At 57.9% G+C, this 22,936-nt stretch carries 18 protein-coding genes and 1 pseudogene; 18 read left to right on the top strand and 1 reads right to left on the bottom strand.

Annotated features, from left to right (window positions below; genetic code table 11):
- The first annotated feature begins 132 nt into the window (after positions 1 to 132).
- From gspE to EAG14_RS18640, 18 genes and pseudogenes are all read left to right on the top strand, one after another.
- Positions 133 to 1,860 (top strand): type II secretion system ATPase GspE, encoded by a 1,728-nt coding sequence (gene gspE, locus EAG14_RS18720; RefSeq protein ID WP_121729774.1) that lies wholly within the window; start codon positions 133 to 135, stop codon positions 1,858 to 1,860.
- Positions 1,853 to 3,124, top strand: coding sequence for a type II secretion system F family protein (locus tag EAG14_RS18715; RefSeq protein WP_099742999.1), 1,272 nt, complete (start codon positions 1,853 to 1,855; stop codon positions 3,122 to 3,124). The genes gspE and EAG14_RS18715 overlap by 8 nt, the downstream gene beginning before the upstream one ends.
- A 78-nt stretch (positions 3,125 to 3,202) precedes the next feature.
- A complete protein-coding gene (gene gspG / locus EAG14_RS18710) occupies positions 3,203 to 3,661 on the top strand; it encodes a type II secretion system major pseudopilin GspG (RefSeq protein ID WP_121729773.1) in 459 nt (152 codons plus the stop codon).
- Positions 3,662 to 3,716: 55 nt separating this feature from the next.
- A complete protein-coding gene (locus EAG14_RS18705) occupies positions 3,717 to 4,202 on the top strand; it encodes a GspH/FimT family pseudopilin (protein ID WP_240456845.1) in 486 nt (161 codons plus the stop codon).
- Positions 4,199 to 4,606 carry a prepilin-type N-terminal cleavage/methylation domain-containing protein gene (locus EAG14_RS18700; protein WP_121729771.1) on the top strand — a complete coding sequence of 136 codons (408 nt, stop codon included), beginning with the start codon at positions 4,199 to 4,201 and terminating at the stop codon, positions 4,604 to 4,606. The genes EAG14_RS18705 and EAG14_RS18700 overlap by 4 nt, the downstream gene beginning before the upstream one ends.
- 29 nt (positions 4,607 to 4,635) lie before the next feature.
- Positions 4,636 to 5,298, top strand: a complete 663-nt coding sequence (locus tag EAG14_RS18695) for a prepilin-type N-terminal cleavage/methylation domain-containing protein (protein ID WP_240456844.1) — start codon at positions 4,636 to 4,638, stop codon at positions 5,296 to 5,298.
- Between the two features lie 65 nt (positions 5,299 to 5,363).
- Complete coding sequence (locus EAG14_RS18690; protein ID WP_240456843.1) at positions 5,364 to 6,203, top strand: general secretion pathway protein GspK; 840 nt, start codon at positions 5,364 to 5,366, stop codon at positions 6,201 to 6,203.
- An 11-nt stretch (positions 6,204 to 6,214) separates the two neighbouring features.
- The gene (locus EAG14_RS18685) at positions 6,215 to 7,570 is read left to right on the top strand and encodes a PilN domain-containing protein (RefSeq protein WP_121729768.1); all 1,356 of its coding nucleotides are present in this window, start codon (positions 6,215 to 6,217) and stop codon (positions 7,568 to 7,570) included.
- Positions 7,567 to 8,127 (top strand): type II secretion system protein GspM, encoded by a 561-nt coding sequence (gspM, locus tag EAG14_RS18680; protein WP_099657824.1) that lies wholly within the window; start codon positions 7,567 to 7,569, stop codon positions 8,125 to 8,127. The genes EAG14_RS18685 and gspM overlap by 4 nt, the downstream gene beginning before the upstream one ends.
- Before the next feature lie 23 nt (positions 8,128 to 8,150).
- The gene (locus EAG14_RS22945) at positions 8,151 to 8,774 is read left to right on the top strand and encodes a hypothetical protein (RefSeq protein WP_162995856.1); all 624 of its coding nucleotides are present in this window, start codon (positions 8,151 to 8,153) and stop codon (positions 8,772 to 8,774) included.
- A gap of 408 nt (positions 8,775 to 9,182) precedes the next feature.
- A complete protein-coding gene (gene gspD / locus EAG14_RS18675; protein WP_240456842.1) occupies positions 9,183 to 11,183 on the top strand; it encodes a type II secretion system secretin GspD in 2,001 nt (666 codons plus the stop codon).
- A gap of 158 nt (positions 11,184 to 11,341) precedes the next feature.
- Complete coding sequence (locus EAG14_RS18670) at positions 11,342 to 11,764, top strand: hypothetical protein (protein ID WP_099657826.1); 423 nt, start codon at positions 11,342 to 11,344, stop codon at positions 11,762 to 11,764.
- 187 nt (positions 11,765 to 11,951) lie between these two features.
- Positions 11,952 to 13,562, top strand: coding sequence for a cell surface protein (locus EAG14_RS18665; RefSeq protein ID WP_121729767.1), 1,611 nt, complete (start codon positions 11,952 to 11,954; stop codon positions 13,560 to 13,562).
- A gap of 88 nt (positions 13,563 to 13,650) precedes the next feature.
- On the top strand, positions 13,651 to 14,565 hold the full coding sequence (locus EAG14_RS18660) for a peptidylprolyl isomerase (protein ID WP_121729766.1): 915 nt from the start codon (positions 13,651 to 13,653) through the stop codon (positions 14,563 to 14,565).
- Between the two features lie 134 nt (positions 14,566 to 14,699).
- A pseudogene (locus EAG14_RS18655) lies at positions 14,700 to 15,499 on the top strand (ABC transporter permease).
- The gene (locus EAG14_RS18650) at positions 15,496 to 16,812 is read left to right on the top strand and encodes an ABC transporter ATP-binding protein (RefSeq protein ID WP_121729765.1); all 1,317 of its coding nucleotides are present in this window, start codon (positions 15,496 to 15,498) and stop codon (positions 16,810 to 16,812) included. Before EAG14_RS18655 ends, EAG14_RS18650 begins: the two are co-directional and overlap by 4 nt.
- Before the next feature lie 53 nt (positions 16,813 to 16,865).
- Complete coding sequence (locus EAG14_RS18645; protein ID WP_240456841.1) at positions 16,866 to 17,807, top strand: class I SAM-dependent methyltransferase; 942 nt, start codon at positions 16,866 to 16,868, stop codon at positions 17,805 to 17,807.
- Between the two features lie 56 nt (positions 17,808 to 17,863).
- On the top strand, positions 17,864 to 18,724 hold the full coding sequence (locus tag EAG14_RS18640) for a cyclopropane-fatty-acyl-phospholipid synthase family protein (RefSeq protein WP_121729764.1): 861 nt from the start codon (positions 17,864 to 17,866) through the stop codon (positions 18,722 to 18,724).
- Between the two features lie 310 nt (positions 18,725 to 19,034).
- On the opposite strand, the gene EAG14_RS18635 is transcribed toward EAG14_RS18640, so the two are convergent.
- The gene (locus tag EAG14_RS18635) at positions 19,035 to 22,856 is read right to left on the bottom strand and encodes a methyltransferase domain-containing protein (RefSeq protein ID WP_121729763.1); all 3,822 of its coding nucleotides are present in this window, start codon (positions 22,854 to 22,856) and stop codon (positions 19,035 to 19,037) included.
- Between the last annotated feature and the right edge of the window lie 80 nt (positions 22,857 to 22,936).

The following is a 22,936-nucleotide window of genomic DNA, read 5'->3' as shown; positions in this document are numbered from 1 at the left end:
GCCAGCGCATGCAGCCCTGACGATGCGGCGCAGCTACACTCTGGCCCTTCCACGCTGTTGGTGCCTGCCTGAATTTCCCGCTCCCGGGAAGCGCAGGTGCTAAAAAACCACGGCACGTGATCCTTGATCCGCATGACCCTCACAGAACCCACCTTTGCAAATCCTTTGTCACAGCCCGCGCCTGAGCGTGAGCGACTGGGCGAAATGCTGGTTAAAGCCGGCAAGCTGTCGGCCCGCGACTTGGAGCGCGCCCTTTCTGCGCAGCAGGAGCTGGGCAATCTGCTGGGGCAGGTGCTGGTCCAGTTGGGGGTGGTGTCTGAGCTGGATGTAGCGCATGCGCTGGCCCGTCAGCTCAATATCCCGTTCCTTGCTGTGGATGCGTTTCCGGCAGAGCCACCCGAGGTGCCTGGGCTGCTGTCGGAGTTCCTGCATACCAATGCGGTGTATCCGCTCTCGGTGACGGATGGTGAGCTGGCCGTGGCCATGGCACGTCCGCAAGATGCGTTTGTGCTCAAGGCGCTGCGCCTGTCCACCGGGCTCGCCATCCGCCCTCACCTGGCGCTGGAAGCCGACATTGAAAAAGCCCTGTCCGAGCCGGTGAGCGAGGAGGTGCAGGAAGAGTCCGACGATTTCGACACCGGCAATGATGCGGGCGACTTTGTCGAGCACCTCAAGGATCTGGCCAGCGAAGCGCCGGTGATCCGCCTAGTGAACGCCATCGTCAGCCGTGTGATCGATATGCGGGCCTCGGACATCCATCTGGAACCCTTCGATGACGGCTTGCATGTGCGGTATCGCGTGGATGGTGTCATCCACAACGCCGATGTGGTTCCCCCTCGACTGAGTGCCGCCGTCAACTCGCGGGTGAAGCTGCTGGCGCACCTGGACATTGCAGAGCGCCGACTTCCGCAGGACGGGCGCATCAAGATGCGTGTGAAGGGCCGCGAGTTGGACCTGCGTGTTTCTACCGTACCTACGGTGCACGGTGAAAGCGTGGTGATGCGGGTTCTTGACCGTGCCAGCGTGCGCTTGGATCTGGAAAAGATGGGGTTTGAATCCGATCTGCTGGTGCGCTTCAACGCACTGTTGGCCAAGCCGCACGGCATCCTGCTCGTCACGGGGCCCACGGGCTCTGGCAAGACCACTACGCTCTATGCCGCGCTGGCCAAGCTTGATTCGGCCACGCAGAAAATTATCACCGTCGAAGACCCGGTGGAATACCAGCTCGAAGGCATCAACCAGATCCAGGTGCACGCGCAGATCAATCTGACGTTTGCCAATGCCTTGCGCTCTATCCTGCGCCAAGACCCTGACATCATCATGATCGGGGAAATGCGCGACGGCGAGACCGCTCAAATTGCGGTGCAGTCCGCGCTCACCGGCCACTTGGTGCTTTCCACACTGCACACCAACACCGCAGCGGGGGCGATCATCCGCATGCAGGACATGGGAGTGGAACGCTATCTGATCACCTCCGCAGTCAACGGCGTGTTGGCCCAGCGCCTGGTGCGCACGCTGTGCGAACACTGCAAGGAGCCCTACACCATGGAGCCTGCTCTGATGCAGGGCTCGGGTCTGGAGCGCTTTTGCAAACCCGGCACGCAGGTCTACCGCCCTGTCGGGTGTGAAGAGTGCCGCGGCTCTGGCTACAAGGGGCGCACCGGTATCCACGAACTGCTGGTGCTGGACGAACCCATGCGCCGTGCCGTGCTGGACGGGCGCGACGCCAGCGTGCTGCATGGCATTGCCCTGCAGTCGGGCATGTTGAGCCTGCACGAAGATGGCCTGCGCAAAGTGGCTGCAGGCGTGACCACCTTGGACGAATTGGCCCGAGTGACGCAGGACCAGTCCGATGCCTGATTTTTTCTGGCGAGCCGCTGCCGCAGACGGCAATGTAGCCACTGGGCGGCTGAGTGCTGCCAACGAAGTCGCGGCTATCCGCCAGTTGCGCAGCCAAGGCCTGACCCCTTTGGCCGTTCAGGATGCGGAGCAGGCTGCGCGCACGGGTATGGCACAGGCCGTACAGTCGGCTGCCCCCGTGGCTGGCGAGGGAGGCTTTCGACCTGCCAAGGTGCGAGTCGACAAAAGCCCCGTCAAGGCCAAGGACGTGTTGGCCTTCACTTCTGAGCTGGCCATCATGCTGCGCGCCGGGCTAGCGCTGGACAACGCTTTGCGCGTGCTGATCGAGATGAGCTACAAGCCCGCAGTGGGGGCCTTGCTGCAGGGTGTTTTGGAGGCCGTCAAGGGTGGTACTCCACTCAGCCGTGCCTTACAAGCCCATCGCGACCTGTTTGGTGACTTCTATATCAACATGGTCCGCTCTGGCGAGGCCAGTGGCCAGATGTCTGGCGTGTTGGACCGGTTGGTGGAGCATCTGGAGCGCCAGCGCGCGCTGCGCGAGAGTGTTGTCTCCGCCACCATCTACCCCGCCATTCTGGTCACGGTGGCCATCATTTCGTTAGTGGTCATGCTGGGCTTTGTGGTGCCCCAGTTTGAAAAACTGTTTGCCGAGATGGGCGATGCCTTGCCCATGCCTACGCGCATCGTGATGGGGCTTGGTAAGGCCTTCACTCAGTACGGTTTGGTCATCGGCATTGCGGTGGTGGGGCTGGGCGGGCTGGTTGGCCGCTGGCTGCGCTCCCCTGGTGGGCGCAGCTGGTGGCAGTCGCGCCTGTTGCGTTTGCCACTGGTGGGTGGTATCGCGCTGAAATACCAGCTCACACTTTTCTCGCGCTCGTTGGGAACCCTGCTCGGCAATGGTGTTCCCATGCTCACGGCTCTGCACATCGCTACCGATACGGTGGGCAATGTCGTGTTGCAACAATCGTTGGTGCGGGTCGCCCCCATCGTCAAGGAAGGGGGGCGGGTCGTGCAGGCCCTTCAGTCCACAGGCATTTTTGAGCCCCTGGCCATCAATCTGGTCCGCGTGGGCGAAGAAACGGGCCGCGTGGGCCCCATGATGCTGGAGCTGGCGGCTATTTTGAACCGCGAGGTGGAGACCGGCATCAAACGCCTGCTGACCCTGGTCGAGCCCGTGCTGATTTTGGTGCTGGGGGTGCTGATTGCCGCCATCATCGTGTCCATCCTGATGGGGATTCTCTCGGTCAACGATCTGGCGGTGTAGCCCGCGCAGGTTTCCCATCGCATCTCAGTCTTGTCCGTCTTTCATCTGTTTTCACTATTTCGTGCAAGGAGCCTCTTCATGGCAATTTCCCTCATTCAACGCATTCTTGGCAAAACGCCCCGTGCTACGGTGCGTCGCTCCAAGGGCTTCACCCTGATCGAATTGCTGGTGGTGTTGGCCATTCTCACCATGCTGGCAGGTTTGGTCGGGCCTAGGGTGCTGAGCCAGTTGGGTGGCGCTAAGTCCAAAACGGCCAGTGTCCAGATTTCCGATCTCGACAAATCGATGGAGCTGTTCAAGCTGGACGTGGGCCGCTATCCCACGACGGAAGAGGGGCTGGAGGCGCTGATGAAGCGCCCAGGCTCCGTCAATGGCTGGAACGGCCCCTATCTCAAGGGCGAACTGCCCAAAGACCCTTGGGGCAATGCCTACCGTTATGCAAACCCTGGTAACGGTAACTTTGAAATCGTCTCGCTTGGCTCTGATGGCGCCCCCGGGGGCGAGGGCGAAGCTGCAGACATCCGCAACAAGCCCTGAGGCCTGAGTCATTTGCATGGAGCGGCCCGGTGGGTGCCGTGCAACAGGAGCCGTCGTGTACGCAGCCGCAGCTTTTTCTGACCGGCGCAGGGGCTTGCAACGCCCGGGCGGCTTCACCTTGGTGGAGCTGCTGGTGGTGTTCGCCATCATGGCGATGCTGGCCGCGCTGACGCCCTTGGCATATGACCGCTTCAAAGCCTCATCCGAATACCGGGACACCGTGCGAACCATGATGGGGCAGATGCGGGCAGCCCGGCAAAAGGCGCTGACCGAGGGGCGTGAAGTACGCTTCTCGCTGGACATGCGCCAGCGCCTGTATCGGGTGGATGGTGCCGCGCCCAAAGTGCTGCCAACCTCATTGGATGTCAAAGCCACGGTGGCGAGCACCGAGACCACCCAGAACGTAGCCGCCATCCGCTTCCTGCCCCAAGGTGGGGCCACTGGCGGGAGTATTGAGATTCTGCGGGCCACAGGTGCAGGCACTCGGCTGCGCGTGGACTGGCTGTCAGGGCGTGTCACACAGGAGGCACTCCTGCCGTGACATCGTCTGCGCGCCGTCAACGTGGCTTCACCATTTTGGAATTGCTGGTGGCATTTGCCATCATGGCCATTTCCTTGGGCATGCTCTATCGCGCATCGGGCGGCAGCGTCCGGGCTGTCGGAGACATGGAGCACTATCAGCGTGCCACCGTGCTGGCGGAGTCGATCTTGGCCATGCGCGATGCAATCCCTGAAGAGGGTTGGGCCGAAGCGGGGCAGGTGGCGGGGTTTGACTGGCGTGTGGCCAGTGCTCCTTATCCCACGGAAGTCAACAGCCCTACCGCCACGCCCCTGCACGAAATCCGCGTGGTGGTTTCTTGGCCGCAGGGGGGGCGCATTCGGCAACTGGAATTGGTAACCCTGCGCCCGCAAAAGAAACCCGCCCAAGGAGGTGCAAGGCTATGAGACGCGGTGCTTCCTCCTGGCGGCCTCAGGTGCAACTTCGCAGTTCAGGCGGTTTCACCCTGGTGGAAATGCTCGTGGCCATGACCTTGCTGTCGTTGCTGGTGCTTGCCATGGGCTCAGCGCTGCGCGCTACGGCCCAGACGGAGGAGCGTGTGGACCAACGCCTCGCCCGCAACGACGAACTTCGGGTGACATCAGGCTTTTTGCAGTCTGTGCTGGGCCGCGTTTCCGGCCAGCGGCGCGCGGGCATCACGTCGGTGGATGAAAGTCCCTTTCTCTTTCGCGCCGATTCCAAGGAGTTGGTCTGGGTCGGTGTCATGCCTGCCCGCTACGGTGCTGCGGGTCGCCAGTTTTTCCGATTGAGTCAGGCGAACTCTGGTAACTCTGGGGCTCTGCTCCTTCAGTTCATGCCCATGGATGAGCCTGTACTACCTGCCAATTGGGACAGTGCAACCACCGAGGTGCTGGTGCGTGATCTGACGGATTTCTCTTTGCAATACCAGGATGCTGGGCTGGACAAATCTGAGTGGCAAGCCGCATGGGAGTCCAAAGAGCGCGTGCCCACCCATGTTCTGGTGTCGCTTGCCACCCGCAATGGTGGAGTGTGGCCTCCCCTGGTGGTGGCCATGCGCCCCTTGATTGGGAGCGATCCATTTGCCGCAGGCATGGCCACATTTGGTGGGTCGCGTTGAGCATGTTGTCTGTGTCGCAATCGTCTGTTGCCTCTCGCTCAACCCGTCGTGCGGTTGGCGGGCGGGTGATCCACCGCCGTGGTGTGGTCTTGGTTGCCGTGCTGTGGATTGTCATGGCGCTTTCCATCATCGTCACCGGCTTGAGCCGTTCCGTGCGCGACGAGGCTCGCATGTTGTCATTGGCGAGGCAAGGTGCCCAGGCCAGTGCTTTGGGGGATGCCGCGATCCAGCTGGTGCTGCAGCAGATGGGCGCGGAGCCGAAGCCGGTAGATCGCATGACCACGGTACAAGTCCAATATATGGGCCAAGAGATTGGCGTGCAGGTCATGCCTCTCAATGGGTTGGTGGACATCAACAGTGCCCAGATTCCTTTGCTTGTGCGTTTGCTGACGGTCGCAGGCGGTTTGGCCGAAGGCGCTGCGACACCGGTGGCTCAGGCCATCGTGGATTACCGTGAACAGCGTTCGGCGCAAGGTGTTCCCCGACGGTTTGAGGCGGTGGAAGATCTCATGCGCGTGCCTGGGGTCAATTACGACCTCTATGCTAGACTTTCTGGCCTCGTTACGGCCGACATACGCAGCAGTGGCATGGTGAACCCCCTGGCCGCGCCGCCTGCGGTCTTGCAGGTGCTGGCAGGGGGCAATGCCGAGTTGGTCAGCCAGATCGACGCTCGTCGTCAGTCGGGCCAGCCGGGGATTGACATGACCGGACTGGATGCTGCCTTTGTTGGTTCAGGAACCGTCCGGCGCTATCGGCTGCAGGCCCGTGTTTCTGCAGCAGACGGCGGCGCCTACTTCGTCACGCGCTACGTGGATATCAACCCTCGTTCTCGCGATGGATTTCCCTGGACCACCTTTCATATGCAGCGCGAGGTTGAGCCCATTTCGCTTCGCTCAAGTCCCTGACAGAAAGATTCATGTCTCTCATATCCTCTGATGCCCGGTTTTTGGGCGTTGATCTTGCCTTGCTGTGGCGTGACATGCGCGAGCCTTGGCGCAATGTGCACCAATGGCCAGTGTTTGCGTGGCTCACCCCTCAACCTGCAGTACTTTTGCACCAGGCCGACGGCCAGCAGTCGATCTGGGAGGGGGGGCAAAAAACCAGCGCCCGAATTGCTCCGCAATTCTCGGCGGTGGAGTTGCCTGACGAGTATGTTCTTCGCAGATCCTTGCGGCTGCCTGCTATGGCGCATGAAGACGCGATAGCCGCCATGACCCTTGAGGCGCGCAGTGCCAGTCCATTTGATTCTGCTGATTTGGTTTGGGGATACAGCAGTCAGGGCCGAGGTCTTTCCGGAGGGGGGCTGTTGGAGCTCGTCATCGCCTCGCGTAAGCAGGTCGCAGAGTATCTGGCTGCCCTGCCTGCGGGTGTTTCGGCCGCGTTGGCCAAGGCTGCGCCCGAAGTCTGGGTGCTTGGTGGCGCCGGGGCGCCGGCAATACTTTCTGGTTACGGCGAGACTGCCCGCGAAGCCTTTTGCGCGCGCCGCCGACGCTGGGGCTTCATGCTGCTGGCCGGACTGGCACTAGGGGCCGCGGTGATTGCAGTCACGCCCTCCATTCAGTTGCGTGCTCGTGCGATGGACGCTGCTGCCGCCTATGAAGATATCGCTGCGAAGTCGGCCTCGGCCGTTCGGCAGCGAGAGCAGCTCATGGCTTCGGTCGATTCATTGGGTGCGCTGGCAGAGTTGACCAATGGACGCATCGAGCCTTTGTTGGTGCTTGACAAGCTGACGCAAGTGCTGCCTGACGATGTCGCGCTACAAAGTTTCAAGCTCCAAGGAAATAAGCTTTCTTTCGGTGGGCAGACGGGCAATGCTTCTGCACTGATGCAACTGCTGGGAGAAGTGCCGGGCTTTAAAGAGGTGCACGCGCCCACGGCGGCAACCCGTTTTGGAATCACCGGGAAAGAGGTGTTTTCCGTGGAGTTGGTGCTGGATCCGGAGGTGTTCGGTATCAAGACGGTGCCCTTGGCAGCACCTGCGGGATTGGGTAGCGCAGTGGCGCCATCGCCAGATACCAGTGCGTCAGCGCCTGTGGAGGCCGCCTCTGCACCCGTGCAACCTGCGTCGGCAGCATCGCTTGCTGCCAGCAATCCTCAGGCTGCAGCCGGTGTACAGCCGCCTGTACCTGTGCCTAGTGGCTCAACGGGGGGCAGTGGGGGAGCCACTTTTGGTGGAGGTGCTACTTTTGGTGGTCGGGCTACAGTCGCTGCGCCGACACCGGCGGCCTCGTCTCCTGCGACGGCGCCCGCACGCAAAGGGGGGCAGCCATGAACATGCAGAAAAACCGCCGCCAGCTCGCCTTATTGGTCAGTCTGCTGCTCGTTTTGGCGCCGCTGGTGGCGCTTGGGCTCTATGTCTATGAAAAGCACCAAGGCGCCAGTGCCCGTTTGGAGCAATTGGAGCCACGTTACGCGCGTCTGAAGGGGCTTGCTGCCCAAGAGTCCGATATTGCTCTTTTGCTGGAGCATGTCCGCAAGGCGGGCGATCAGTACGTGTACCCAGCTTCTCAGGATGCGGCGCAGGCTGGAAATGCTGCGCAGCAGCGCATCCGCGAGATCCTTACGGCCGCAGGTCTGCAGATCAGCAGCAGCCAAGTCTTGCCACCCAAGCCTGAGAAAGGTTTTGAGCGCATTCCTCTGTCTTTTCGTGCAGAAGGTGAGCTGTTGGCCCTTGAAAGCGCCTTGGCGGTGCTCTCCACTCAGTTGCCCCTCATCTTGATCCAGGACATGGAGGTTCAGCCGATAGGGGGGCTGCAAACCCTTCCTGCCGGGGTATCGCCGCGTTTGGCTGTGCAGTTCAGTTTCAGTATTTTGCGGGGGCAAAAATGAGGCGTAACGCACTTGCACTGCTTGTGGTGCTGAACCTGTTGCTGCTGGGCGCTATCTGCTGGATGTGGATCACGCCTGGGGGAGAGCTGCGCAACATGCAGTGGCAACCCCCTTCGTCTGTCAAAGTAGACCTGCATGCGCTGCTTCCGTCTTTGCCGGGACCCGGCCAGAGTGACACCAGCCAGTTCTTGCGTATGCTTGAGCGACCGCTTTTTTCTGTGACCCGGCGGCCTCCCCCGCCTCCACCACCGCCCAAAGTGGAGTCCCCCGAACCCGTCAACTGGTTTGCTCAGGCAAAGCTCACCGGTGTGTATGAGGGGCAGGCGGGAGGCGGCATCATCATCTTCTACGAAGGCAAAGATCGCAGGGTTGCACTCAATGGTTATTTGGATGGCTGGAAGCTGCAGTCCGTCAGTGGTGCACAGGCCTCCTTTGAAAAGAGCGGCCAGACCCGTGTAGTTCCGTTGCAGAGAGCCGCCCTTGCCACCTACTCGGGCTTGCCGCAAGTGCGGCCAGCTGCTACTCCACCCAGAGAGGGCGCAGGGCGAGATGCGGCGGCACAGCAGCCACCTGCACCGCCACCGGCAGCGGGCTCCAATGCCGCTCCCGAGAATCGTTCTCGTGCCGTTTTTGGTGGGTCACGCTGAGTGCGTTGCCCACATTCAACCCGTTTTTTACGATGAACTCTTCACGCTACGTACTTGCTGCTTCTGTCCTTGCCGCCTGTCAATTGGCTCAGGCGCAGCCCGTGCCCACTACCCCTGCGGTCAGTGCTCAGCCTGCACCGCAGTCTTCCTCTGCCCCCAGCCGACATCGCAAACGCCGCCCGAAAAGCTGCGCGTTGCTGGGGAAAAGGCCGCGGTAGATGGAAAGCCTGCTCCTGAGTCCCTTCCAGAGGCGGAGCCACGCATCATCAGAGGGAGCGGCCAAGTCATTGCCGCTCCCAAAGCCGTCGCTGCGGTGAGTGGCGCACCCGTCTCCTTTCGTTTTGAGGAGGCTCCAGTCGCTGAGGTCATCCGCACTGTGTTGGGTGACATTCTGGGGTGGACTATGTGATGCACCCACCGCTGCAAGGCACGGTGACTTTGGCAACACGCAACCCCATCGCCCCAGACCAAGCGGTGTTTTTGCTGGAGAGTGCGCTCCAGGCCAATGGCTTGGCACTGGTGCGTGATGCGCGTGGAACCTTTCATGCGGGCCGAGCCGATGCGCTCAAAGGAATATCGGGTTCTGTGAGGCAGATGGGGGGCAGCAGCCCTGTGATTGCGCCCGGCTATGGCGCCGTCATTATTCCGTTGCAGTACATCGGTGCCGCGGAAATGGCCTCCATCTTGCGCCCCATGGTGTCTGCGGATGCCTTGGTGCGGGTGGATTCCGTGCGCAATCTCCTCGTGATGATGGGGACGCGTACCCAGGCGGAAGGCTGGATGGAACTGGTTAATACCTTCGATGTGGATCTGCTAAAGGGCATGTCGGTCGGGGTGTTTCCCCTGAAGTACGCATCCGTCAAGGAGGTTGAGGCGGCCTTGCGCTTGGTAAGCGGTGGTGGAGCTGCTTCTGCACCAGCCACAGCCACTGGGGTATCTGCCGCTGGTGGCGCTCTCTCTGCCGCAGGTGGAGGTACGGCTGCGTTGGGGGAGGGTAACCCGCTATTTGGTGCGTTGCGCATCATGCCCATTGAGCGGATCAACAGCATCCTCGTCGTGACGCCGCGTGCGTCTTATCTTGAAGAGGCCAAGCGCTGGATTGACAAATTGGATAAGCCCAGTGACGGTGGGTCCGAACCTCAGTTGTATATCTATCAAGTGCAAAACGGAAATGCGCGTCATCTGGCGGGTGTGCTGGCCGGTTTGTTTGGTGGCTCCGGTTCGGGTGCAGGCTCTGCCAATAGTGGCGTTGCTCCGGGCTTGGGAGCCACTGCGTCCAATACGTTCGGACAGAGTGGGGTGAGCAATGCATTCGGCGGCAATACCTTCGGGAGCGCCGCTGGAAGCGCCAGCAGCACTCGGCTTGGATCGGGCAATTCAGGCTCCGTCGGCTTGAACAGTTCGAACACTCGCAATACCCAAGGGGCCTCCGGGCAAGCTTCAGTGTCGGCCACGCTTGGCACGATTCGTGTTGTGGCGGACGAACTCAATAACTCCGTTCTAATATGGGGCACGCGCGCCGAGTTCAACAAAATCGAAGCTGCACTCAAGCGGCTCGATTTGCCACTGACGCAGGTCCTGATAGACGCCAGCATTATTGAGGTCACACTCAATGACGACCTGCAGTACGGGTTGAAGTGGGCATTCAGCGGTGACGCTCAGTCGGGATACAGTGGCAGCGGCACGGTCGGCTCTATCCCGGCTCTCGCGCAAGGGTTTACCTACACATTGAAGAATGCCGCAGGCGTGACGAAGGCCACATTGTCCGCGTTGGCTGAGAAGTCACTCGTCAAGATGTTGTCAAACCCCTCATTGATGGTGCTGGACAACCACACTGCAACCATTACGGTCGGTGACCAAATCCCGGTGGCAACCAGCTCCACTGCTACGCCGACCACCGGTAGCACCACCACAACCACCACGATCCAGTACAAGGATACGGGCGTCAATTTGTCCGTCACGCCATCGGTAACGGCAGGCAATATTGTGGCCATGCAAATTGACCAAACAGTAACGGATGCCGGCTCACCGGACACTAAAACCACTGCAGGCGGCGGCGAGCGGCCATTTTTGCAGCGGCAGATCTCCAGCAAGGTGGCCGTACGCTCCGGCGAGTCGATTGTGTTGGGTGGCCTTATCAAGAACAACCAAACCAACAAGAAAAGCGGTGTTCCGCTGCTGCAAGATATTCCGTTGGTAGGGAACCTGTTCACGGAGAAGGTGTCAACTGGCGTGCGCACGGAATTGTTGGTCATCATCACCCCTCGCGTGGTTCGCTCGGACGTGGACATTCGTGAGGTCAGTGAAGACTTGCGGGAGCGCTTGCGAGGGCTCAAAGACATTTCCAGCAACAAAGAGGCAAACCGGCCTCAAGCTGCGGAGCCTTTTGTTCCTGCAACTGCAAACTAATTGTGCAAAAAAGGGCAACCCGCTGGCGCAGTGGCTGCGGGCTCTTGGCGTCGCCTGGAATGGGGTTGCCGCTCCTTTGTATGACACCTCTGTGCTCGTCTCTCGCACTGGGCTTGTGCGAACTTTAATCAATTTGATCAACGTGGAGCTTTTATCCTATGAGTAGTAAGTACCCTCACTATCGTCGCCTTGCTCTGCTTGCCTTGGCCGCTGGGGTTGTTGGGCTGGCTGGCTGCGCATCTATTGGCACGCAGACGCCAGAGCAGGTCGTAGAAAAGCGCGCTACGGACTATTGGAAGGCGCGAATGAGTGCGAAGTACGAGGTCGCGTACCAGTTTTCTACGCCGGGCTACCGCAAGGTACGCACGGCTGAGCAGTACAAGCTGCAGTTTGGTGCTGGCGTATCTGTGGTGGATGCATCTGTGTCAAAAGTCGTGTGCGAGCCAGAAAAATGCGAGGTGCAGATGAAATTGGGTGTGAAACCCGCTATCCTCATGCTCAAGCTCGACAAGGTGGAAACCTACATGAACGAGACATGGCTGCTGGAAGACGGTCAGTGGTGGCACTATCAAGACCTTTGAGAGTGCTGGTCCGTACGCTAGTCGAGCAAGGCAACTGCTGCGCATCAACTAGTGTTGCATTTCTTCAACAAGAGGGGTTTTTTGGATGCCTTGTGCTGGACATGCCTCTCGCGCGCTGTGCTACCATACCTTAGCGTAATCAATCGTGGTAGTTGCGCTTACCAACTTTTTAACTGGAGTTCTTGATATGAGAAAAAATGTTCTGGCCCTGAGCATTGCTGCCATGATTGGTGGCCTGGGCTTTGCCGGCGTCGCTTCTGCTGATGTGGTTCCTGGCACTGGCGTGTTCAACGGCACATCGACAATGACCACGACTGACGCCACTTCGCTGCAAGTGTCGCAAGGCGGTATCGGTCACTCGCTGATCGTTCCTTACTTCAACGCTCAAAACGGCAACATGACCGTTCTGCACGTTGTGAACACTGACACAACAAACGGTAAGGCTGTGAAGGTTCGCTTCCGCGGCGCCTTGAACTCTGACGACATTCTTGACTTCCAAGTCTTCATGTCGCCTGGCGACGTGTGGACTGCTGCTGTGTCGGCTGGTGCCGATGGCGTGGCTACCCTGACAACTGGCGACGCAACTTGCACATTGCCTACTCTGGCTAAGGGCGTTGCTCAAGCTTTCGTTCAAGACCGTCTGAACTCTGTTCTGACCGCTGCTGACAAGGCTAACAACACACGTGAAGGCTACGTTGAAATCTTCAACATGGCTGACATTCCTGTGAACAATGCAACAGGCTCTCTGTACACGGCTATCAAGCACGTGAACGGCGTGGCACCTTGCACAGGTTCCGTGTTGAATGCAACCCTGGTGAACCACACAACTGAAGCTTCCGCAGCAGCTGCTGGTTTCAACACGCCTACAACAGGTCTGTACGGTGACTGGTACATCATCAACGTTGCCCAAACAACAACGTTCTCCGGTGGTGCTACCGCTATCACTGCAATGAACGGTGCTAACGCTGGTCGTGGTAACTTTGTGCACTTCCCACAAAATGCTAACGCCAATGGCAGCCCCATCAACTTCTCGGCAGACCCTCTGTTCCGTACTGACTCCAAGGACGCTGCTGGCGTTACTGTGAGCGGTGCCAAGATTGCTGCTGCGAACTATGACCTGCCTGACTTGTCCACACCTTACACGGTTCTGGCTGGCCTGAGCGCTACCCCAGCTCTGCGCCCTCTGGCACAAGCTACCAATCTGACGAACGCGATCAAGGTGACTTCCATCACCAACCAGTACGCTAACGATGCATCCATCTCTGCTAAGACAGACTGGGTGTTCTCTATGCCTACACGTCGCTACAACGTGGCTGCGAACTACGCAGCTACCAGCAACGGTGCTTTCAGCACTTCTGCTAGCGACTACCGCCTGTTCTCGGACTTGGCAGCTGTTGGTTTCGGCGACGAAATGTTCACTGCAGCCAACACGACTGCTCTGGCAACCAACGGTGCTATCTGCGTGAACGCTGATGCTCAGACATTCTATGACCGTGAAGAAACCACCAAGACCAGCGGTGCCGTGTTCTCTCCAGGTACAGTGTCTGCTACTCGCTTCTGCGGCGAAACCAGCGTTCTGAGCTTCGCTGATTCCGGCGTGTCGGTGTTGGGTGGTGCTGTTGCACGTCAAAACGTGTCCGGCGTGTACACCAACGGCTGGGCTGTTCTGTCCACCAACAACAGCGGCAAGGGTCTGCCAATCTTGGGTTCTTCTTTCATCAAGCTGTCTAACCCAAGCGCAACTGCCAACACATCTGGTACCTACGGTATCACTTGGGATCACCGCTTCACACGTTAATTCGTGGGCACTTAATCACAGCAATGTGATCTGAAAAGGCGGGGGGCTTCCCCCGCCTTTTTTTTTAACTGCTTGGAACGTACTGTCGATGTCTCAAACACTGAAAAGCTTGAATTCACCCTTCTTGTCACGCGCTGTATTGGTTGCTGCCGCTGTGTTGTGTGCTCCCGTCTGGGCCGCTGATGACGCCTTGGTCGAAGGTGAAAAAATAAAAATTACGGTGCAAGACATGCATGCCGATGCGTTGCGTATGCCTGCTGAGATGCGGCCGCAAGTGTTGGGTAAGCCGCAGACAGTGACGCAAATCGCCTCCAACTTGTACGCACGCAGAGCCATGGCGTTGCGTGCAGAGAGTGATGGCCTTGAAAAAGATCCCGCTGTAGTTGCGGCACTGCGCATTGCCCGCGACAAAGTACTGTCTGATGCGTACTTGGAAAAATTGGACAAAGCGGCAGCCCCTACCGATGAGGCTGCCGAAAAAATGGCACAAACCGTTTACAAAGCGAAGTCAGATCGCTTCAAGGTAGACGAGCAGATTCGGGTCCGTCACATTCTGATCAGTCCCACAACTCCCAATGCCCGCGAGAAAATTGACGAGGTCGTGAAAAAATTGGCATCGGGTGCTGAGTTTGCGGCCCTGGCCAAAGAAGTCTCTGCAGACCCGGGCAGTGCCGCCAAGGGAGGCGATTTAGGCTTCTTTGCAAAAGGCAGAATGCTGCCAGAGTTTGAAACAGCGGCGTTTGCTTTGAAGAAAAAAGGCGATCTCAGCGGTGTTGTCGAAACAAAGTTTGGCTTTCACGTACTGCAGCTGGAAGAAAAGCGTCCCGCTGGCATTCGACCATTTGAAGACGTTCGAGATGAGTTGATCAAGGAAGTCAAAAGCTCTGTGGTTCAAGAGGCGCGGGTAGCTGAAGCGCAAAAATTGCAACAAGGTGCAAAAATCAATGCACCTGCAGTATCTGCATTCGCAGCAGAATACTCAAACACACCCACGCAAAAATAATTAAATTGCTTTTCGCTAGGCCAATTAAATAGCAATACCTATTGGCTTGGTATGAGCTAAACCAAACCCGCCCGGTAGGCGGGTTTGGTGTTTTTGCTGGAATATATATTTGCTACTGTGAGTGGCGTGACCTTATGATGATTTTGATGGATGAAGCTCGAACCTTGTGGCGCTCCCGCACTCTGGTTTGGGGACTTACACGTCGAGAGGTATCAGCCCGTCATAGTGGTACCGTGTTGGGCGTACTATGGCCTTACCTGCAGCCTTTGCTTACGGTTGCTGCTTATTATTTGGTATTTGACGTTGTGTTCTCTATGCGCCTGGGTGATGGTGCCCCAACGCATGCGGTCGGTGCATTTCTTATCGTCGGCGCGCTGCCGTGGATGGCGTTCTGTGACGCAATATCCCGTGGCATGAACAGTTTGCTAGATGCTGGCGGGCTGCTTCAAAAAAATCCGCTACCGCCTGTTCTGTTTGTTACCCGGACTGTCTTGGCAAGCCTCATTGTTTATGTGCCCTTGCTGCTCGTTGTTGCAATTCTGTATGCGCCATCACATCGCTTCAATATTGCAGTGTTGGCCTTCCCTGTATTTTTAGCCTTGCAAGTGCTTTTGAGTCTGCTGCTGGGTTTTATATTGGCCATATTGGCTGCCGCATTGCGTGACACTGTGCAGCTGGTTGGCTTCTTATTGTCTGTTGGAATTTATCTCTCACCGGTCCTTTTTCCACTTACCATGTTTCCAGAAAAATGGAGGTGGGTTTTGTGGCTCAATCCTATGACTTCGCTGGTGCAGGGCTACCAAGAGATTCTTCTTCGCGGCGTATGGCCCCTTTGAGCGCATGGTTGGTAACTTTGGGTTGGCTGGGGTTGGCCGCAGTTTTGCTGTCGGTGCTGGTAAGTCGCAGTAGGGACCAGTTGGTAGACTGGTTATGACAGTGCAAGCTCCGCAATATTCCATCGCCGCGAATCCCGTACTTAGGGTTCGATCGGTTAGCAAAGAGTACAAGCTATACCCCTCACCACGGTCGCGCTTGCGCGCGTTACTGACTGGCAGGGCAACGCATCGCAGCCATTGGGCGTTACGAGATGTCTCGTTCGAACTTCAGCGCGGCGAATGTATTGGAGTCATTGGCGACAATGGTGCAGGGAAAAGCTCGTTGCTTAAATTGTTGGCGGGGACCATGCAGCCAAGCCAAGGCTCTATTGAGCGCGTAGGGCGAGTTACCGCCATTTTGGAGTTGGGCGCAGGCTTTCACCCCGATTTCAGCGGGCGTGACAACCTGTACTTCGGTGGCAGCTTGATTGGCATCAACCGCGAAGAAATGGAGCGGCTGGAGCCAGAGATCATCGAATTTTGCGAATTGGGCGAGGCATTAGACAGGCCGGTGAAGACGTATTCATCAGGCATGACGGTGCGTTTGGCGTTCGCATTGGTCACGGCGGTGCAGCCCGATGTGCTGATCATTGACGAGGCATTGGCAGTGGGCGATCAGCATTTCCAGAAGAAGTGCGTGGAGCGCATTACAGCCTTTCGCAACAGCGGGTGCACCATTTTGTTTTGCTCTCACAGCCCGTACCACATCCGGCATTTGTGTGACCGGGCCCTGTGGCTCAAGGCCGGGCAGGTGGCACAGTTTGGTGGCACCGAAGAGGTGTTGGCGGCCTACGACGTGTACACCCGCCAGCGAGAAGCGGGCGATTTGGCAGAGGCAGCGCAGCCCATAGCCTCCGCTTTGCCTGTAGGCTCCGAATCTGCGGGTTCATGTGGGGCCGCAGTGTCTGCTGTTGTGGAGCCCGCTCCATCGCCTGCTGCCTCCGTCGCTACCGCCGACGGTGGTGGTGCCTGCATTTTGTCCGTGGATGTTTCAAACCTGGCAGAGCCTCAGAACGGGCAGCCTGCTGTACTGCAAGGCCAGGATTTGGTGGTCACGATCAAGGCGCGCGGACGGGGTGCAGAGCGCCCGCACATTGGGTTCATGATTGAGCAGTCCAAAGGGGTGGGCATCACCTCGCTGGCAACCCATGAGGATGGCGCGCACCCGGTGCAGCAGCCCGATGGGACATGGTGCTCGGTGCTTACGTTCCCTGACCTTCCGCTGCACAGCGGCGACTACGTGATCAGCGCGTTTTTGTTCGACGAGACAGGGCTGGCGGTGTACGACGAGTGGTTTCAGTTCATGCACTTTCGGTTTATTTTTCCCAAGCCCCTGCCGGGCTTGGTGCGTTTGCCCCACCACTGGAGTTGATGGGCTGGGGCACTTTGGCCCTATAGACAGTGACAGACATTGCAGAGAAGAAGATGAACGATGAACAAGGCCGCATGGACGGCAATGCACATGCGCCCGCTTTGGGTTGCAAGCCAGACCAGCCCCCCAGTGCAGGCCAGCAGCTATTGCAAGAGGGGCTTCTTTTGTTGGGCCAGGGTGACCGCACGGGTGCCGCCCAGGTGCTTGCGCGCGCCCGCAGCGAGCGCGACACGCTGTTGCAAGCCCACGCGCTGATCGAGTCCAACGACTTGGTAGGCTCGTTTCGCAACATCATGGGGTTGGACTGCACCATTTCCCCGCAAGACGATATTTTTGGCTTCTTTGCCGGGCACGCGTCCAGCACCAACCCCTTGCGCGACTACCTGGCAGACGGGTGGCGCACGTTGTCGGAGTTGATGCTGTTGCTGGAGGCTGTGGGTCAGCCTTTGCTGCAGACACCCAGCGTGCTGGAGTTTGCCAGCGGCCACGGGCGATTCACCCGCCACCTGGTGAAGGTGCTGGGGCCGAGCCGGGTCACGGTGTCTGACGTGGTGCCCGATGCCGTTGGCTTTGCAACGCAAACCTTTGGCGTGCAAGGCTTCATGTCTGCCAGTGTGCCTGAGCAGGTGCAATGGCCCCGGCGCTATGGGCTGGTGTTTGTACTGTCGTTGTTCAGCCACCTACCGCGCAGCACCTGGTCACGCTGGCTCAAGGTGTTGTGGGATGCGGTGGAGCCCGGTGGTTTGCTGGTGTTCACCACCCACGGGATCAAGGCGGCAAACTTTGACCATGTCACGCTTGATGAGGAAGGCTATTTCTTCGCTCCCTCGAGCGAGTCCAACGCCATCGACGGCCAGGAATACGGCACGGCCTTCACTGCCGAGCCCTTTGTGCTGGCGCGCATTGCTGAGACGGTGGGAGCTGGGAGTTTGGTGCACAAGTCCTTGGTGCATTTCTGGAACCACCAAGACGCCTACGTGCTGCGCAAGCAGTAAAACACAACGGAGCGCGCTGGGGATTGCGGTGGCGCGGCATCCATAGGAGGTTATTCATGGGTTTGATCGCGCGCCTGCAAGAGCGGCTTCTGGGGGTCGCGCCCTGGGATGCTGGGCAAATCACCGACGAATGGTTTCGAGCCCATTTTGAGTACGCCGCCGATGTGGTGAACCACTGGGTGGGCAGCGTTTTGGACATACCCAAGTCGCAGTTTTTGAACTTTGGCTGTGGTGATGGCATTACCGATCTGTCGCTGGCGCTGCGCTATGGCGCCACCTCCATCCATGGGGTGGACGTGCGGCGCGAGTACCAAAAGCTGCCACGCATTGCACGTGAGCAATTGGGCATGCAGCGTGTGCCCGTGGCGCTCACGTTTGAAACCATCCAGTCGGGCGATGCTTTGGCCCAGGCGGGTGTGCAATACGACGGCATTATGAGTTGGTCCACCTTCGAGCATGTGCGGCGTGACCAGTTGGCAACCATCCTGGCCGATTTGCACGCTTGCTTGCGTCCGGGAGGCTATTTCTTCATCCAGATCGAGCCGCTGTATTTCTCCCCGTATGGCTCGCACCTGCGCCGCTACGACGACACACCCTGGCACCATTTGCTGGCGACGGAAGATGAGTTGTGGAAGGTGATCGAAAACCACCAGGGGCCGATCGACCCGGCCGAAGTAGATTTTGGCTTTGCTGATTTTGGTGTGGATGGCTACAAGCGGTTTGTCTTCAATGAATACAAGGCGCTGAACCGGCTGACAGCGGACGAATTGGTGCAATTCGCCAAGGGTGCAGGCTTTAGCGTTGCCCGGGAAGAGCGGCGCACCGTGGACCTTGAGGTGCCCGAAGGTTTGCTGTCGCAGTACCCTCGCGACTGGTTGGTGAACAACGAGATTTTCCTGCTGCTACGCAAGGACTGAGCCCCTGAGGTCGCGACAGGCCCGATCACGCGATGGTGCCCACACTACGGATCACATCGTAAAAGGCTAGATGCTCTTAAATTTATAGCTGCTAGCGCTTATTCCGTAAGCGCTAGGTGGCTAAAGCACTGCGTAGATATGCCGATGGTGCTGTGAAGCCGTGGTGGTGCGAGTCTGTGTTGCGATTTACCGCAGTTTGTTTCTGAATTGCTCATATATTGATAGCTGCTAGCGCTTATAAAATAAGCGCTAGCAGCTACAAAGCGGTAGGCCAGTGGCTGCGGCGCCACCGGGCGGCGCTGCCAGCATGCTAAGCGCGAAGCCAGTTTTTCACCTGAGTTTGCCAGTGCCGTGGAATGCACCGGGCCACGCCGCGCAAAGGAGGCAGAGAACGCAGCCACACGAGGGTTTGCAGCGCTTTGGAGCGGGTTTCTTGTGCGGGCGTTAGTGTTGGCATGTGTGCCCGGAAAAAGTCCAGCGACACTTCGGCAGGCGCCAGCGGGGTGGTGGCCATGCTGCGCATGTAATCCGTGGTGTATGCCCATGCTGTGGTTGCAGGCTCTGCCGTGTGATGGCGTGCAGCGGTTGCGTGCTCTACCGGTTTGGGTGAGTGTTGGGGCACAAAATTCACTTGCCGGATGTGCGTGAAAAACGCCAGCCAATCGGCAGGAGTCTGGTTCCAGTGTTCGACCCAGCTCCATTCACGGCCTTCCAGCCGCTCGGCAAATGCCCCAATGTCGGGTGCCACAATGGCAAGCCCTGCTTGCAGCGCAGCACTGAGCGTGTAGCTGTAGGTTTCTGGCCACTGTGCGGGGAACCACACCAGATCTGCGTTCAACCACTCCAAAAGCTGCGGAAGCTCTTCCTCTTCATACCCTCCGTGCACCGTGAGGTGTGCTTTGGGCTGGGTCTGTAAATGGCGATACCCATACCCAAGCAAGTGGAAGTCGATGGGTGCTTTTTGCTTGGCAGCCAGTTGGGCTACGGCTTCTAGTACATCGGCACCCTTGATTGTGCTGAGTGCCCCAAGCACCACTACTTTGAGGCGTTCGCCGGAGGCAATGCCTTTGACTGAAACGGGTGGAATGGCCGATTTCAGATCTGTATGTGGTATGGCCATTACGTTGGCATCGGGGGCGAAGGCCGCTATTCTTCGCGCCGTGTCTATGCTGGGTGCAATGACATTCCGAGCGCACTGTAGAAAGCTTTGATTGGCTGCCCGCCATTGGGCCATGGTGCCCCCATCGGGTGCTGCACTGTGGTCTGGGCAGCACCCGCATTTACCGGGTGCTGGCTCTGGTGCGTAGCGATTACTGTTATCAGTGAGTGAAATGCGTGCACAGTAGCTGTAAAAATCATGTGCCGTAAAGTCATATGCAACGCCGAGCAATGCCGGAATATCACGCACTATGGCTTGATGTCCAAGCAAGTGGTGGTAATGAACATGGCTAACACGCAAGGCTCGCAAGGCTAAAAGTAGCTCATCCAATTGAGACGGCAGCGAAAACTGCAATGCCATCGCTTCCTCTTCTGCAGCCATGCAAAGCTTCACTGCTTGCCCGGGCAATGGTGTCAATGTGAGGGTATTGACCTGGTCTTGCAGATGTTTGGCAAGCTCCCGTACATGCCTGACAGTACCACCGGCACGATCATGCAGTATTGCCAAAACGGTTGGGCGTTGAGAAGCTTGGATGCGGGCAAAATCCAATGCTGTTCGGTAGGGGCGTGCGGGGTCGGCTTGCACAAAAGCCATGACGTCGGCCTCGTAGCTTGGGTGTAGCCGACGCAAAATTTCCATTGCGGCTTGTTCGCGAGGGCTTTTGCTGGCGCCGAAACTTACACCCCCGGTGTGTAGAACGAAGGTGTCCAGCAAATGTAGATTTCTCCAGCCGGCGGAGTGCGCTCGTTGGCAGAAGTCATTTTCTTCGCCGTAGCCTTTGCCAAAATTGGCAACGTCGAAAAGCCCCACCCCTGTGAGGCAGTCTCGACGTATATACATACAAAACCCTACCCCCGTGGGGACATCCACCACGGCTCCAGGGTTGGTTGCTGCACACAGCAGATCCAAGGTGCGAGTGGTGTGGCCTTGAGGCAATTCATTGTCTTTGCAGAAATTCGGATAACTGCAAATCGTGGCATTGTTCGACAGGGGCGTGACGGACCCTACTCTTGCGTCACTGTACGCGGCTCGGCGAATGCGATCCAGCCAATCATTGGCCACTTCTGTATCACTGTTCAGTAGCAGGACGTCATTGTCTTTGCTGAAGGCCATTCCTCGATTGACCGTCCCCACAAATCCCAGATTTGCCTCGTTTTCCAGAAGGACAATCCGATGGTCGTCGGCAGCTTTAGCGCGCAGCCATTCAGTCACCTCTGTTTCGGGGCTTGCATCATTGATCACGATCAGACGATATGGCGTCTTGTTATCGCTGGCCAATACCGTGTTGATGCATAGCTGAGTGTCTGCCAAACCGCGATAGACCGGAACGATAATGTCAACGGGGTGATTTGGCTGCGCGATAGGGGTTGCTGGCCTCTCGCTAATTGCTGGATTGGATTTTGATGGTGTCCGTCCCAACCATTGATCCAATTTCATTTTGATGTTAACCAGTGGACGCGTTGCTCGGAAAACTGTGGAATTCTCTATCGACTTCAGATAAGAGGCCAAAGCATCAAATTCCTTGGACAGTTTTTGGTGCTCATAGATCAGGATTTGTCGGTGGGCAACCAGCTCTTGCTTTTCTTTTTGCATCGCAAGCTGAGATCCCTCTTTCTTTTGGAGCTCGATCGTCAGGTTTTTGAGTTGGGACTGTGTATCCCCAAGCTGGGACGCAATGTCGTCAGCGCGTTGTCGAGTTTGATCCGCAAGTTTTTTTAACCCGCTGTTTTCAATTTGTAGTGGCAATACCTGGCTTGAAAGTGCGAGGTAATCCGCAGACATTGGCCAACCCATTTCGACATCAAGTGCTATGTGGGGTGAATTTTGCGTTGCTGTCGCAAGTATTTCGCTAGGAATTGATATCTGGAACCAAGGGTCATCACCCGTCAGCAGAACCAATACGGCTCCGCTAGCAGCTGGAAGCAGTGTTTGCCAGACGATTTGTTGATGCGCCTCCACGTCTGTGGGTGTGGGTAGACCATTTGTGGGGGTCCAGCGCCATAACACTTGGTTTTGATCGCCTCGCAAGGTCAGCGCGTAAAGATGCGCGAACCCCGGACGATCTGCTGGGTCCAGCCGCAGATGTGTTACTGGGGGGGTATTCAAATCTCTACCAGGGAGCTCAAATGTCAGTGTCTGACGTCCCTCGCCCATGACGCCAGTGGCCGTGAGTTTCTTGTCTTCTGCATATTCACCATTGGTGCCAAGGTAAAGCTGGCTTGTGAACAGTGCTTTGGCCGTAGGCAACGGTGTTTCGCTGGGAGGCGAGATGCCGGTGTCGCTTATGGGGCGTGCAACGCCAATGAACTGGTAGGTCAGTGCATCGGGTGTTCCCAGCATGTGCCTGGCCACTGCCGGCGGCAGATTGTCAAATCGAGTTTGAAACTCGGAATCAGGCAATTCGCGAGTCACCACGTCCAACGCATTGAGTGACCAATTCTGCTCATTCAGGAATCTGGTGAGCGATCGCCGTGTGAAAAATCGCAGATGGGTCTTGTCCAGCAAACCCTCTTCGCGATAACGAAACTCGCCTTGCAGTAGTTCTGCGATCAGGCCGCAATAGGCCGCGTTAGGCACTGAGATCAGCAACTTGCCGTCCGTGCTCAGCAGTTGCCTGCAGGCTTGCAAAATCCGTTCGGGCTTGCGCAAGTGCTCCAGTACATCTGCGCAGATGATGTAGTCGTATCGTTGACCAGAAAACATCTCCAGGAGATCGCAGGTCTCCAAATCGCTGACCTCGACCCTGCGGTAGTGAGGGCGGGCATGCTCTGCTTCGGCATCACTCAGCGTGAGTCCGTCCATGGTGCAGCTGCGGTGCTCTTTCAAATACTGCCCGAGGGCACCACTGCCACAACCTAGATCCAGTACCACGGCTTCCGGATGCACCAGACTGGCCAGTACCGATAGCGATGTGCGTTCATCTGCCTTGATGCTGCGAAGATAAACGTGCAAGTCCTCAATTGAATGCGTCATTCTTTGATTATCGCCGCCGTGTCTGTGCTGCCGGGGCGGGATGCGTTCGATGATTGGAGTCTCATTGCGCAAAGCTGTAA

The sequence above is a fragment of the Acidovorax sp. 1608163 genome, assembly GCF_003669015.1.
Classification (GTDB): Bacteria; Pseudomonadota; Gammaproteobacteria; order Burkholderiales; family Burkholderiaceae_C; genus Acidovorax.
Note: the sequence above shows the minus strand (reverse complement) of the source record. Positions and strands in the feature narration are given on the sequence as shown.